The following is a 14,856-nucleotide window of genomic DNA, read 5'->3' as shown; positions in this document are numbered from 1 at the left end:
ATAAATTCAGATATGACACAGATACAAGTTACAGCCAACATCCAAGCATCCATTCAGCAGGTTTGGGATTGTTGGACCCAAGCCGAGCATGTGAAGCATTGGAACTTTGCTAGTGAAGATTGGCATTGTCCAGAGGCTCAAAATACCTTAAAGGAAGGCAAGGAATTTCATTATACCATGGCGGCCAAAGATGGCTCTTTCAGCTTTGATTTTTGGGGCACATTTACTCAAATAGATCCATTGAAAAACCTAGAAATTACCTTAGGAGATGGGCGCCGAGTAAGCGTACAGTTTGTTACAGAGGGAGAAGGTGTATGGGTCAAAGAGTCTTTTGAGCCGGAATCCCAAAATCCAGAAGAGATGCAAAAGATGGGTTGGCAAATGATTTTGGATAATTTCAAAAAGTACGTGGAATCTATATCCTAGGCATTCCATTTAAATAAAAGAGCCAAGCAATATTTTCATGGCTTGGCTCTTTTATTTATTACATCAGGATTACCCTATTTTATTCCATAAACTTTTAATTGTCGCATCACCCAAGGAGTTTCATCCTTTTCATTGCTTAGACCTTCGTTCAGTTTCATTCGAATAAATTTGGTTTTGACTTGATCTAACAACAAGACATTTTCGCCCTCATTCCCTTTCACATTTGCCAAAGTCGTTTGCCAATTTTTCCCATCCAGGGATGTTTCAACGGCATATACCCTAGGATGCGTGTAAATGAATACTGGGGTTGCTCCTGGAACTGGTCGAGCACCTCTTCTAAACGTTTGAGTGGATGTAAAATGAAACTCAGATAGATTGTAAACCTCTGGAAACTCTATTTGGTACCACATATCTTTGGCCTGAGTAATCCCTGTAGACCAGCCTTCAAAATTTAGGGCACTTTTAGGAGAAACATTTCCTCCGATTCTTGTAGAAGAAGTATGGCTTGCGGCAAACTTCCAATTGGCATCAGCTACAAACTCCTGAGGGACTAATTTTATTAAGGCATCATATTTATACATACCCGTTTGTTTTTGAGATTTAGCTCTAATAGCGGCCACTTGCTGTGGACTGACAAAAGAGGCATCATTGGATAAGCCATTGCGGATATACGAAACCACATCGGATATCCATTGGTCCGACTGTTCTTTCATCGGTGCCATCAATCCACCTGCATAGGTTTTACCATCAATAGCCCCATCAAGGCCATGTAAAATAACACGAACAGCATATTCTGGATGAGATTGAATGCGATAAGATCCCGCTAGGGCAGGTGCAAGCAATTTTCCATTCGCCGCTGGTTTACCCATACCATCATTTCCGTGGCATTGGGAGCATAATTCACTAAACACCAATTCCCCTCTTTCTAAAATGGCTTTTTGATCCTTGCTTAATTCAGCTGCACCAAAGGGTCCCACATTTCTAGGTTTTGGCGGGTTAAGGATTTGCTCACTGATCAATTTCACCCCAGGGGATGAGTTTTTTGCCAAAGTAGATTTTAAGGAAGCTTCTAAATTAGGTATTTTAAGAAACTTACTTGTCAAAATGGCTTGCATGGCCACCTCATGATTTGAATCATTCATTAAGGTCAAATATTCAGCAGCAAGTGATTTTTCACCCGCTTTATAAAGTGTTTCTGAGGCTTTTAACGCATGTATTCTGATCCGTGGATTGGGGTCATTCAACAATTTTTTCACCACATCATGGCTTAAGGCACCCAATCCTTCCAATGTCCATATTGCATGAACGCGCGTATGCTCTTTGGCATTTTTTAATGCCATCGAATGGAGCATGGGAACAATGGATTTATCTTTTCTTAAAACGAGAACTTGCTGCGCTTGATCTCTCCACCAACCATTGGGATGGCCAAGGTAGCTCAGCAAAGTAGCTGACTTTTCATCGTACATTCTTGGTTGTTTGGTATCACGTTCTTTCCCCTCATAAGTAATCCTCCAAATTCGTCCCAAACCGATCACTTTATCCAAACGATATTGGTCAATTTTCGTTCTTAAATATGATCCTTTTGGAGTCCATTGTCCTTCTTGAATGATACCATGGTACATATCCGTAATGTACAGCGTTCCATCAGGAGCGGTAGTCATATCTACGGGTCTAAATAAAGGATCGGTTGATCTCAAAAATTCCGATTTTTGATCTTGATATACATTATGAAGCGTGGTGAGACCATCCTTTACCAGGGGATTGACTTGGCGAACAATACGAGCTACGGGTTCCCCATAAAACAATTGTCCTTGTAGATTGGAAGGAAGTCGATCTCCCCGATAAATATCATTTCCTGCTGAACCTGTTACGTGATTTAAAGAGCCATCGGGTTGTCGTATTTCATCCATTCCGCCTTGCATATCAGCAATTTTAATGGCAGCTCCCCAGGGAACGTCAAAGCCTTTGGCGATTTCATTTGGCACATCAAAGTTGCCATAGTGGATTGGAAATTGGAAATAGGATGGTAAGCCAGATGCCCCACCTTGAAACCATAATTTCCCATTATCATCTTGGGTGATTCCCCATTGTGCGCGGTTTGCTCCTGTTTTTTCACGGATGATACCATTGGGTGTTTCTCTAATACGAAAGGCATTGACGGTACTGTAAAGCCAGTTGTCCATCCCATAGAACAAAAATGCTTGTTGATGTTCTACGTTTCCAGAACGTCCAAATTTCGTGGTAAACAATTCTTTTTTATCTGCTTTTCCGTCCCCATTGGTGTCCGTGTATTTATATACATTATCAGCATCCGATTCCATGGTCAAAACGGCATTTTTTCCATAGGGCAATACAAAGCGAGGAAAGATCAAATGATCTACAAAAGTGGTTCCTGTTTCAAATACGCCATCATTGTTTTTGTCTTCCCAGCGAGAAATTCGACTGATAGGTTCTAATTCATTTTTTGAATCGGCATCCAACATATAAGACCTCAATTCTAACACATACATGCGACCATTCCCATCAAATACGATTTCACCTGGTTGCTGGATAGCGGGATCTGTTAGTACCGCTTGAATTTTATAACCTGGAGGAAGTAAAAATTGCTTGGCTTCTTCGGCTACACTTAGAGGTTGAATGGGACTTTTGGGAGCTAGATCGATCCCCTTCCAATTCTCATCATTGGGGTCTACACCTTCCGGTAATCTTAAGGTATCTCCCATGAATCTGGTAGGAAGATTAATTCTTAGTTGAGAGTTAAATGAGGTAAATAAGAGGGTTGCTATTAGGCCAAAAAAGCCTAGGCGAAAGATTTGTTGGTATTTATATGGCATAATGGAACATTTTTCTTTGAATAATCATGTAAATAATGCCGAATAATTCGGATATCAAATGAATGCACACATAAGTCGATGAAAGGGGGGATTTGTGAGATAAAATGAGATTCCTCGTTTTACCTAGGGATATTCAGTATAAACATAAAAAGGCAACCCATTGGGTTGCCTTTCTTAATCGATTCAATGGATTTGACTAAAACAATTTCTCTTGTGGAGGTTTTGCGCCAGCCAAACGGATGTACACGGTAGTTTGGCCTCTGTGGTGTGCTTGATGCTCTAGGCATTTGGCGATAGCTGCTTCTTTGGTCATGTCGAATCTTCCGAACATTTTCACCGATTCAGCCAATTGAGCGGCAGTCATTTTTTTAACGGAATTGATGACAAAATCGTAGCCATCCATGACCAATTTGGTCACATTGGCTTTTGATTTGTCAGTTGCTTTTTCTGAAGCACCCATAGCAATGGGACTTTTTTCTCCAGATGCAGCCGATGCAAAGCTGTAATTGGCATCGGTCAGGTGTAGCATTTGTTCTGCGAAAGAACGCATTTCAGGAGTGGGTTTTAGGGCATAACCTGATTCAGGCATAGCGTCTAGATACTCTTTGGTATACGCTTTAGATCTTTCCCAATCTTTGACCATAGCATCAACAGACGATTGAGCCACAGCCATTTGGCATAGGCCTAGTACAAATAAGAGTGACAAGAATAAACGAGAACGTTTCATGATTTTTTTAAGGTTGGTTGAAGGGTCAATTTTCCAATAATTAGTCAAATTTCAAAGGAATTGGGGGAATATTGTGTGCGGAGGGAAATTACTATTTTCTATTTATATAGTTAAATGGTATAACATCGTCGATAGCTACAAAAAGAATGACCCGCTAGCAGATCTTACGGTATGCTGAACAGGTACTGTTGCGGCAAAAGTATGCTTATTTTTAAATTTTGTCAACTTTTGCGAAATGATTGATTTTTGTGAATTTAATTGTCCATTTATAAAAGAAAATTAAGCTATTTTAAATAAATTTCATCTCTTACATATGTGTTGTTTAGCCAAAAGCAATGCTTCGTGTATTCTTTTACTTTTGTCAATTTGTCTTCGGTTGGCAAAGGATATGTATCAGCAGCGTTTGTGGCGTGTGGCCTCACGTGAGATACAGAACTGAAAGATTTATTTGGAAAGTTTGTGTAACGAGTTGTTCCGACAATTTCCTTTACGATGTTACCTTCTAAAACATTCTTTTTTGTCATTTCCCAAACTTTTTTTGATTCAAGTATGTCATCGTATGGCATATTCCAAAACTTAATTTTTCTCAAAATCAATTCATCGTTTTCAAATTGGAAAAACACAAATAAAAACTTATGCTCTAAAATGTCTTTGAAATTTGAGTCATCCCATTCTTCATTTACTATTTCTTCGTATTTGAAAGTTGGAAACGAAATATCTTCTTTTGGTAAATTATTTTCTTTTAGTCTTATTGTCTTTACCCTGATTTCAGCCTTTTCAAACTCTTCAATTTCTTTATCAAGTTCAATTCCTAAGATTGCTTTTGTAAGGTTTGCATAGAAATTCTTTGCTTTTATATTTAATTCAACGCCAGTAATTGATAAAATTTGCTCGATGGTCTTACCGAAATATGGCTTGAATTTTGAAATTACGGCATCCTCAATTGTCAGCTTCTCTGCTACTTCTACTGATGTAATTAATTTACCATAAACTCCTGTTGTGTCGTTGGCAATTGAAGCAATGATATGATTTACATAACCTTGTTTTAGAGAGTAAGCTCTTTGCATTGCAGGAATGTCACTGAATGGTTGTTTTCTTGTTGAATTTGAATTTGCTCCTTTTGTGCAAGCACCTAAATAAAAGGTATCACCTTCCGAAAGTTCGTGTGCATTTCCGTCTGCTATTTTTTGTTTGATGAGCTCCCAATCCTTTTTAATTATTTCTAAATCGGTGTTTGGGAAATTCCATTCATCTACAAGCTTTATTAGATAATCTAGAATGTCATATCCTGCTTGATGCCAATAGAAAATTAAAAGAATGTTTGCATTTTTTTTCCAAAAGTCACTAGTTTCAAAGTTTTGGTTAACAACATCAATGTAGTTTATGATGTTCAATACTAATCGCTCTTTTGAACGATATTCATTATTTCTTAATTGCTTTAAAGGAGAAGATTTGAGCTCCATTCCTATTTCAAAAAAATCAGCTTCTGATTTGGAATTAGGTTCATAACCGAAATAAAACTTCTCTAGTATTTGACCGAAGTTTCCTTTACCTGTGTAATTATGCTCTAAAATAAGAGGGTCGCAAATCTGCCTTAAAGTTTTCCCTTTAAGCAACTTAGCATATTCAATTACAGATTTTTTATCTTTCGAATTGTATGGTAACTTCATTAGTAATTTTTTGATTTAATGCAATTCCAATTTTTTCGATTACTCCCACAACTAAGGCATTTCCCATAAAGAAGGCTCTTTTTGTGTCTGAAATTCCATCAAGCTTTGTATGGTCGTCTGGAAACATATTTAAACGCTCAAGTTCAACTGGAGAGAGTCTTCTATAACCTTTTGGTGTTTGAATAACGTGTTTAAATCTTGATGGCGATTTTCCACCTTCTCCAGTTATAATTGTTCTTGAAGGTTTGTCTAACGGATCGGGAAATATCATTCCTCCCTCGCTATAGTTATATTCAAATCCTTGTGCGTTTGTTCGCATTTCTTTTTTAGGACCTTTTAAATACATCCACTTATCAAGTTCATTATTGTCGATGTAAAATTCAGAAGGAACTTCCCCATTTTGAATTAGATTTCTCAAAATTGTGAACCCGCCATCATAGTTTGGTTTTGTTTTAAGAGTTATAACCAAGCCATCAATCATAACTCCTGTATTCTCAAATGGCCCCGTTGCTCCTGCTTTGTTGAAGTTTTCAGAAATAGACACGATATCCCCTTTAAGTCTAAATTCTTTAGGGGTTAAAGATGTTTCAGATGTTACAGGAAAAGCTTTTGCTAATGTTCCTTCATCTAAAATCCATTCTTCTGGAGAACATTCTTTTATGCTTTCATAAATATTTGTTCCTTTTAGATATGCCAAAATGAAAATCCTTCTTCGCCTTTGAGGCATTCCAAAATCGGCAGCATTTATAACTCTCCATTCAACAGCATAGCCAAGTTCATTTAAATTCTGTAAGATAATTGCAAAGTCTCGTCCTCTTTGTCCTGAAGGAGAAATAAGAAGTCTATCAACATTTTCAAGAAATAGATATTTAGGCCTATTTGTTTTTTCTGAAATTATTTTGTGAATACTCCACCATAAAACACCTTTCTTGCCGATAAGTCCTTTTGAGTTTTTGAGAGTGGTTGCAACAGAATAGTCTTGACATGGAAAGCCTCCAACTAACAAATCGTGGTTGGGTATTTTAGAAACATCAACTTGAGCTATATCTTCATTTGAATGTCCGATTTTCCCAAAACGGTTTTCATAAACCAATGATGCGTGCTGAGCTTTTGTTGAAGGTTCCCATTGGTTGCTCCAAACTATTTTATATGGAGATTTTAAACCTTTTTTATATCCTGATGATGCAGATTTTCCATTCCATCCTTCAAGTCCAAGACGAAAGCCACCTACACCTGCAAATAATTCTACGACTTTAATTTCATTTTCCATTGTGGATAGTTTTTAAATATTTCACTTTTTCCTCAGCAACTTTTAAGATACTTAAATCTGCTTCTTCATCAAGAATTTTGTATGCAATCTGATCACTTAAAAAATCATTCTGCAATTCTTTTTCGTCAACTTTAAAAAAGTCAGCAACTTGCTTAATGACTAGTTTAGTTGGCGGTCTTTCGTTGCGCTCAATTTTAGCTAGTAGCGAAGTGTCAATATTAATTTGATCAGAGACAAATTTCAGAGTTAAGCCAGCTTCTTCTCTAAGATTTCTTAGATGTTCTCCAAATGATTTTGTTTTCTTTATTGTTACCATATTGGTCAAATAATGTCCAAAAATAAAGATAAAAACAATAGGGGTTAAAAAAGTCCAAAAAAAGTTTTTAAATAGTATTTAGAGGTTTGGTAAAAAATAAATGAGTAGAAAAGGGTTAGATTAAAGTAATTATAATTTTGAGTAACATTGGCATTTTCTCTATCATTTTTTAATTAATAATAATCATTAGTTTGGTTAATTTGGATAGGATATTACTGTCTTTTTGCTTCTCTTAATTTTGGCTATTAAACTTTTACATTGCAACTCCCCAATTATGATTATTTGAAAAGAAACCCCTAGCTACTCAAATTTTACAACATCTTAAAGCATACCTATCCATTTTCCCACCGAAACCCTTACATTTGACAAAATCCAAACCGATGAAAAAGTTTCAGCTCTTGGTGGGTATATCCGTCCTAGGATTATTGCTGGGATTTGCCTCTTGGCAAAAACGGATGCGCGTGGATTGGCCAGCTTATCATGGGGGCAATCATCGCAATCATTTTTCTCCCTTAAAACAAATCAACATTTCCAATGTAAGTCAATTATCTCTAGCATGGGATTACGATGCAGGCGGGGCAGATACCCTCACCAATGGTACCCAAATGCAATGCAATCCCATCATCATCAACGGGATTCTATACGGTGTTTCTGCCAATACCCAAGCTTTTGCACTGGACGCTAAATCAGGGGTGGAATTGTGGAAAACCAACATCAAGATTAAGACCAACAGCACCACCAGTCGAGGACTAAGCTATTGGTCCAGCGGCAAAAAATCACGCATCTTTTTTGGTTATGGAGCCTATTTGTTTGCCTTAGATGCCAAAACGGGCAAAGTCATTCCTAGCTTTGGCCAGGAGGGTAAAGTCAATTTATTGCTCGGCATCCAACGAGACGGATCGGATGAATATGTCTCCCTCAATACGCCCGTGACCATTTTTAAGAATATCCTAATCGTTGGTACTCGAGTTTCAGAATCCGCTACAGCTCTGCTGGGCGATATCCGTGGCTATGACGCCATTTCTGGGAAATTATTGTGGACTTTTCAAACCATTCCCAGACCAGGACAATTCGGATATGATTCTTGGGAGAAATACAATTATAAAAACCTAGGCGGTGCTAACAGTTGGATGGGAATGGCTTTGGATGAAAAACGAGGCATTGTTTATGCGCCTACAGGCTCAGCGGCCTTTGATTTTTATGGGGGGAACAGAAAGGGCGACAATCTTTTTGCCAATTGCCTATTGGCTTTGGATGCCTCTACGGGCAAAAGGCTTTGGCATTTTCAGACGGTGCACCACGACATATGGGATCGGGATATTCCTGCGCCTCCCAATTTGTTTAGCGTCAACATTCACGGAGAAAAGAAAGATGTTGTTTCTGTCCTAAGCAAGCAAGGTTTTATGTTTGTGTTTGATCGGGTCACTGGTAAGCCTATTTTCCCCATCGTGGAAATTCCTTTTCCTGCTTCCGATGTTCCTGGTGAATTGGCTTCTAAAACGCAGCCTATCCCCTCATGGCCGGAGCCATTTACGCGACAAAGTTTTTTCGAAAAAGATATTAATCCTGGGGTGTCTAATCCAGAGGAGATTAAAAAGGAATTCGCCATGTCAAAAGCTGGCCATGCGTATATACCAGTAGGTAAGGAAAGAACCATCTTTTTTCCAGGAACTGATGGGGGTGCACAATGGGGTGGAGCTGCCGTAGACGAGCACCAAGTAATGTACATTCCTGCCAAAGAAAATCCAGTTTACACGTCTTTGATTCCCAATTCCAAAAGTCTAAAAATGACCACGGCCAGTGTGGTGTATGAGCAGCATTGTATGAGTTGTCATGGACCCAATAGACAAGGGAGTGAAGATGGCTCAGTGCCTTCTTTGTTACAGGTTCAAAAGAAATATAAGCTGAAAAGCTTTGTGGAATTATTGAATCAAGGAAGAGGAAGAATGCCTTCCTTGCAGCATATCAGTCAGGAACAAAAAGAGGCGATTTGGTCCTTTCTCCAAGGAGAAAATGTGGCCGTAAAAGGCTCCAGTAATTTGTCCATTTCCGATTATTTGATGACCGGCTATAACCGTTGGTTTGATTCCAATGGGTATCCGGTAAGTCGCCCACCTTGGGGAACTTTGACCGCTATCAATATGCATTCAGGGAAAAGGCTGTGGCAAGTGCCTTTGGGGGAATATCCAGAGCTGATGGCCCAAGGAATCCCAAGAACAGGGACGGATAATTATGGTGGACCTGCCGTAACTGCCGGAGGCTTGGTATTTATTGCGGCTACCAAAGATGAATATTTCAGGGCATTTGATCGGGCAACAGGGGAAGAATTATGGCGTTATAAATTACCTGCGGCAGGTTATGCTTCGCCCTCCGTGTATGCAGTAGATGGGAAAGAATTTGTGGTCATCGCCTGTGGAGGTGGCAAGTTGAAAACGAAGTCGGGCGACCACTACCTCGCTTTTTCCTTAAATTAAGTTTTATGCAAATTCAAGAAATTCCTATCCAACAGGTATTATTGATTCGTCAACAGGTCATGTGGCCAGATAAAGACTTGGATTTTGTCAAAGTTCCAGGCGATGAGGAGGCGATTCATTTAGGGCTAATCGATGGTGGTCAATTGAAATCCGTTATTTCGCTTTTTCAGGAGAATCAATCCATGCAATTCCGGAAATTTGCCACGCTAGAATCGGAACAAGGCAAAGGCTACGGTACTAGTTTATTGAAGCATGTTTTTGAACAATGTAGCCAACCTGATATCCAGTTAATTTGGTGCCACGCACGTGTTCTCAAGGCCAAATTTTATGAGAAATTTGGTATGAAAAAAGTAGGTGAAGCATTCCTGAAAAATGGTATCGAATATGTGAAAATGGAGAAAAGTAGGTCTTAAATTTCTTCCAAATTTACCGCCTTTTTTTGAGTTGATTTTCGAATAAAAACACGCCATTTTTATTGGAAATAATGATGTCTGGTTTTTTGTCTTTATTGACATCCATCACTGTAATATTTAATCCTGCTCCAGAATCCTGATCAATCAAATGCTCTTTCCAAAATGAACTATTATCTTTTTCATTGAAATCAAAATAGAATAACATAGCTAGGTCACTATCTCCTGCATCCCTACCGTGGTGGGCTAAAAAGCGTTTACCCGTAATGTATACTTTTTTGCCATCTCCGTTTAAATCGGCCATGATAGATGCATGGGTTTGAGCCGTCCGTGTACTCATCAAGTGAGTTTTAAAGCTAATTTCTCCATGTTGGTACACTTGCTCATGCCACCAAACTCCCAAAGCATGTGCCGATGCACTGACTACGTCGTTTCTGCCATCTCCATTGACATCCATCACTTGCATGTGTGAGCAGGCTTCTCCTAGATTGGTCGGATGAAAAGTCCAATCTCCTGATTTTACATCTTTTTTACCCTCAAACCAGCCTTCGCGAATGACCACATCAGGAATTCCATCCATGTTGATATCTCCCATGCCTATTCCATGCGAGAAACTTTCTGTTCCAGGTACTTTTTCTTGACTTAATGCATGCCTTTTCCATTCAGTTTCCCCTTTTTGAGTGGGTGCTTGAAGCCAAACAATTTGTTTTTTGTCTTTGTCTCCACATAAAATATCCAATCGGCCATCTTGATCCACATCAATAAAACCCGGAGATTCATTGCTGATACCCATTCCTTGGGCAATGATATGCTTGGTCCACTGCTCGCTTTTATTTTTGGGATTTTCAAACCAAAATCCAGCTTTACCTGGGAAATCAATAATCACGACATCATTCCAACCATCTAAATTGACATCCAAACACAGGTTTAGAAAGGATTCAGAATACTCTTTTCTAGGATCAAAAGTTCTCGATGGAACCATTTCATGTTTTACCCAATAAGGAGCTTCAAACCAATAATATCCCGCAATAATGTCTATTTTCCCATCTTTATTTAAGTCGCCAGCGGCTACTCCCTCCGAAATAAAATCTCCCGTTATTTTTGTTTTTTTAAAGTCGGACGGTGGCTGCGACTGAAAGGCCAGCATGAAAAAGAGTAGGAGTAATTCCAATCCTAAAATGGGGCTATATTTTTTCATTTGAGGGCTATTTTTGGCTTAATACTTTATCCAATAACATACTCACTTCATGGTTCTCGTGAGAATGCCCCAATTCGGATTGTAAATCCTTCAAAGAAGCAATGGCCTCATCTGATTTCAAGGCAGCTACGCGTTGAATGGTGTAGTTTAAAAACTTGGGCATTTTAGACTTTACACCTAACTGAATAGCACGCTTGACATCCAAGGTAGCCAATGGTTCGGCAGCATACCAAAGCATCAATGGCAAATTATGATCTGCTTGATCTTCTGTTTTTTGAACTAAAGCATCCAATACATTCCAACGCTGTGCAGGATCCAATCGCAATAAGGCAGATATTAAATACAGCCGGACTTGTGCCGACTTATCCGTACGAGCAATAGACTCAAATTGACGCAAAATTTCAGCGGAAACCTGTTTCTTTTCGGCGACCAATTGTATCGCCCAGCTTCGAACATTTTCATCTGGATTCGTCAATAATTGGGCGACATCTTTTTCTGTTAAACCTTGGGTAACATGTAATGTCCATAAAGCTCTCAGTTTTCTGGTCACATCGGGGTTTTTATCAATGATGTTTCTCAAGGCAGCATGAACTTGAGGATTCGGCCCTCTTTCTTGTAAAATAGTTCTCGCCTGTCTAACATACCATTCATTGGCATGCAGTTGGTAATTCACTAAATCCATGTCGGTCGCTTTATGTAAATCCACTTGAACCCATTTATCGTTTTCATGTGTGATTTTAAAGATTCTTCCCATGGTTTTATCATGCACATCAGGGTTAGAGCTATGGCATTGGTTTTTATCGTACCAATCGATGGCAAAAACGGAACCACTTGGGTCATATTTGAAATTGAGCCATTGCGACCATGAGTCGTTCATGACAATGAAGTCTTTTTTATGCGAGGCATTGTAGCCTGAACCTTGCCTATTGAGCTGATCTACATTCAATCGAGAGCCATTGATGTTGTTCATGAAGATGTTATTTCGGAATTCTTTTGGCCACGTATTTCCTCCCAAATATATCATAGCACCGGCATGTGCATGGCCGCCCCCAGCGGATGCAGAGCGGAAATTACCTGCATGTGGACCTCTGTCGCCCACGTAATGCCGATGGTCAGCAATGGTTTTTATGTCTTCGTAGGTATAGGGATTAAAGTGTTTTCCGGCTTGCCGCTCGTATCGTGCTCCTTGTATGATGTGGAACATGTGGGGAATCACACAAACGGTAATGAAAGGATGTCCATAATCATTGAAGTCGATTCCCCAAGGATTACTCGTTCCTTCTGCAAATACCTCAAACTGATGACTGATGGGATGGAATCTCCATACGCCGGCATTAATTTTAGTTCGCTGCTGATCCAAGGCGCCAGGTTTTCCTACATTGGAATGGGTAAATACCCCATGATTGCCATAAAGCCAACCATCGGGTCCCCAACGTAAACTATTCAATACTTCGTGTGTGTCTTGTACTCCCCAGCCATCCAACAGTTTTTGAACAGGTCCCGTGGGTTTATCCGTCTGAAAATCCGTCGGAATAAATAGTAAATAAGGTGCTGCACCTAGCCAAACTCCTCCCATGCCTACTTCAATGCCACTGACTAAGTTTAAGCCTTCCATGAAGACTTTTCTTTTGTCTAAAGTGCCATTACCATCGGTATCTTCAAATATGATTATTCGATCTTTTCCCTGACCTTCAGGTGCAGGAACGGGATAGGTATGTCCTTCTACCACCCATAATCTTCCTTTGGCATCCATGGTAAAACTGATAGGACGAACAATGTCAGGCTCTGCGGCAGCTAAATTAATTTTGAATCCTTTGGGCAAGGTCATGGCTTCAGCAGCCTTTAATCCAGATAAGCCAGCATTTAGGACGGGATCTAAAGGAGGAAGTACAATGATGTCCTTTTGATGCAATTCATTTGGGTAATTTGGCCGAGTAGCATGGAATTGAAAGTTGTCAAAATTGATATGAGCTAATTTATCATGCGCCACGTATGGGATAGGCGTGATACCCGTTTCATTGTCGATGATGCGGATGAAGATTTCTTGTTGCAAATATGGTTTTACATGAAATACTACTGGTTGCAAAGTTGCGCGACCTTGTCCAGTAGAGCGGAAAATGACTTTTTTGCTTTTGGCTAATACCAGTTCTACACGAGTATCTTGTAAGGCTCCTCCAGAAACCCAGAAGCTAGCAAAAGGCTGTGTAATTTTAAAGGGTACAGAAGTTAGTGTACCTGTTAAGGCATAGTTTTTTGTGCCACCGCTCGAGATGAAATGAGTTCCTTCTGGACCAATTTTCATGGTCTTATCATGTACGGGAGAGGGGTCTTGGTTAAAAATGGGATTAGCAAAGGCATCACCCTCCGCTTTCCAATCATCCAGATTTCCTGTTTCAAAATTTAAGTTTAATGTTTTCCCGTTTTTGGAAGGGCGAATACCTTTTACTATTTCAGCGGTAATAGCACCTTCCACAATTTCAAATTTCCCCACCATGCCGGCCGCTCGGTGACCCGGGATAGAACAGAAATAAGTATCGTTTGCCTGAGCAATAAATACAATGCTGGTGCTGGATCCTTTATCTAAAATGGTTGAACTTTTAATCCCCAGTTTTTCCATGGAAATGTCGTGAGTCATTTGTTCTCCATTGACAATCGTAATTCTTACCTTTTTACCTTTATTGGCTTTTAACGTAGGATTTCTTGTTCCATCTTTTGAAAAATACCCCAACATGGTGGCTTCTAAAGTATAGTCAAAATCTACTTTAGTAGTATCTTGTTGGATGGCAAATGGGCTTAATGCCCAAGTAGGACTAGCTAGAAATAAACTAAAGACTAAACCCCAAAAATAGCTAACAGAATGGTTCATAGATGTATAGAGATTGTTTTAAGGTAATTCCTGAATCATAATATCTTTTACGGCGACTTGTGCTTTTCCTCCGCCATGAATTTGTATACCTATTAAACCTGATTGAGGAATGGAGGCATCCATTTCAGTATAATCCACACTCATGTGACCGTTGATGTATAATCGGATTTGATTGTTAATCGCTTTTATTTCATACTCATTCCAATCGTTGAATTTGATCCAAGTCAGCACTTCTTGGTCATTGGGTTTTACAAGTGTTTTATTTCTTCTTGATTCATCATAGAGACTCGCCCAATAATCTTTTCCAAAATCCGCTTGATATCCAATCATTTCATAGGCAGGATTGCTTAGTCGTTTACTGCGAAATTGAACCCCGGAATTAATAAAACCTTGGTCACCCGTCAGCTTGATTTTGAGCTTAAGTATAAAATTGGAATAAATTTTTTGGGTACACAGGAAGTCATTGTGCGGAACGGTGTTTTCTAATGATCCACCAATAATCATATCTTTTTCAATCCGCCAGGTATGAAGGGTATCACCTTCCCAGCCTCGGAATGTTTTTCCATCAAATAGGGAGATGGTTTTAGGACTTTGTGCAAAACAAAGTGGAATGCAGACAAAAGATAGGAGTCCTATCCAGATCAATGATTTCATGGAGGGAAAGG

General features: G+C 39.3%; 11 protein-coding genes. 3 read left to right on the top strand and 8 right to left on the bottom strand.

Annotation, left to right across the window (positions count from 1 at the left end; translation table 11 throughout):
* Nucleotides 1–12 precede the first annotated feature (12 nt).
* Nucleotides 13–426, top strand: coding sequence for an SRPBCC domain-containing protein (locus HME7025_RS12965; protein WP_109324712.1), 414 nt, complete (start codon nt 13–15; stop codon nt 424–426).
* 74 nt (nt 427–500) lie between these two features.
* Here the strand turns inward: HME7025_RS12965 and HME7025_RS12960 are convergent, their stop codons facing one another.
* From HME7025_RS12960 to HME7025_RS12940, 5 genes are all read right to left on the bottom strand, one after another.
* Nucleotides 501–3,149 carry a DUF7133 domain-containing protein gene (locus HME7025_RS12960; RefSeq protein WP_226998235.1) on the bottom strand — a complete coding sequence of 883 codons (2,649 nt, stop codon included), beginning with the start codon at nt 3,147–3,149 and terminating at the stop codon, nt 501–503.
* Nucleotides 3,150–3,456: 307 nt separating this feature from the next.
* The gene (locus HME7025_RS12955; RefSeq protein WP_109325470.1) at nt 3,457–3,987 is read right to left on the bottom strand and encodes a DinB family protein; all 531 of its coding nucleotides are present in this window, start codon (nt 3,985–3,987) and stop codon (nt 3,457–3,459) included.
* 284 nt (nt 3,988–4,271) lie between these two features.
* Nucleotides 4,272–5,657, bottom strand: coding sequence for a Sau3AI family type II restriction endonuclease (locus HME7025_RS12950; RefSeq protein ID WP_109324696.1), 1,386 nt, complete (start codon nt 5,655–5,657; stop codon nt 4,272–4,274).
* A complete protein-coding gene (gene dcm, locus HME7025_RS12945; RefSeq protein ID WP_109324695.1) occupies nt 5,629–6,927 on the bottom strand; it encodes a DNA (cytosine-5-)-methyltransferase in 1,299 nt (432 codons plus the stop codon). The genes HME7025_RS12950 and dcm overlap by 29 nt, the downstream gene beginning before the upstream one ends.
* On the bottom strand, nt 6,917–7,243 hold the full coding sequence (locus HME7025_RS12940; RefSeq protein WP_109324694.1) for a helix-turn-helix domain-containing protein: 327 nt from the start codon (nt 7,241–7,243) through the stop codon (nt 6,917–6,919). Before HME7025_RS12940 ends, dcm begins: the two co-directional genes overlap by 11 nt.
* A 380-nt stretch (nt 7,244–7,623) precedes the next feature.
* Here HME7025_RS12940 and HME7025_RS12935 point away from each other — a divergent pair, with 380 nt between their 5' ends.
* The gene (locus HME7025_RS12935; RefSeq protein WP_109324693.1) at nt 7,624–9,717 is read left to right on the top strand and encodes an outer membrane protein assembly factor BamB family protein; all 2,094 of its coding nucleotides are present in this window, start codon (nt 7,624–7,626) and stop codon (nt 9,715–9,717) included.
* A 5-nt stretch (nt 9,718–9,722) separates the two neighbouring features.
* Complete coding sequence (locus HME7025_RS12930; RefSeq protein WP_109324681.1) at nt 9,723–10,130, top strand: GNAT family N-acetyltransferase; 408 nt, start codon at nt 9,723–9,725, stop codon at nt 10,128–10,130.
* Nucleotides 10,131–10,143: 13 nt separating this feature from the next.
* On the opposite strand, the gene HME7025_RS12925 is transcribed toward HME7025_RS12930, so the two are convergent.
* From HME7025_RS12925 to HME7025_RS12915, 3 genes are read right to left on the bottom strand one after another with little or no spacing between them, the layout of a single operon-like run.
* Nucleotides 10,144–11,274 carry an FG-GAP repeat domain-containing protein gene (locus HME7025_RS12925; protein ID WP_226998309.1) on the bottom strand — a complete coding sequence of 377 codons (1,131 nt, stop codon included), beginning with the start codon at nt 11,272–11,274 and terminating at the stop codon, nt 10,144–10,146.
* A gap of 58 nt (nt 11,275–11,332) precedes the next feature.
* A complete protein-coding gene (locus HME7025_RS12920) occupies nt 11,333–14,191 on the bottom strand; it encodes a PVC-type heme-binding CxxCH protein (protein WP_109324676.1) in 2,859 nt (952 codons plus the stop codon).
* Nucleotides 14,192–14,209: 18 nt separating this feature from the next.
* A complete protein-coding gene (locus HME7025_RS12915; protein WP_109324675.1) occupies nt 14,210–14,845 on the bottom strand; it encodes a 3-keto-disaccharide hydrolase in 636 nt (211 codons plus the stop codon).
* Nucleotides 14,846–14,856: the final 11 nt, after the last annotated feature.

The organism is Aquirufa nivalisilvae, assembly GCF_003143535.1.
GTDB classification, from domain to species: Bacteria; Bacteroidota; Bacteroidia; order Cytophagales; family Spirosomataceae; genus Aquirufa; species Aquirufa nivalisilvae.
Note: the sequence above shows the minus strand (reverse complement) of the source record. Positions and strands in the feature narration are given on the sequence as shown.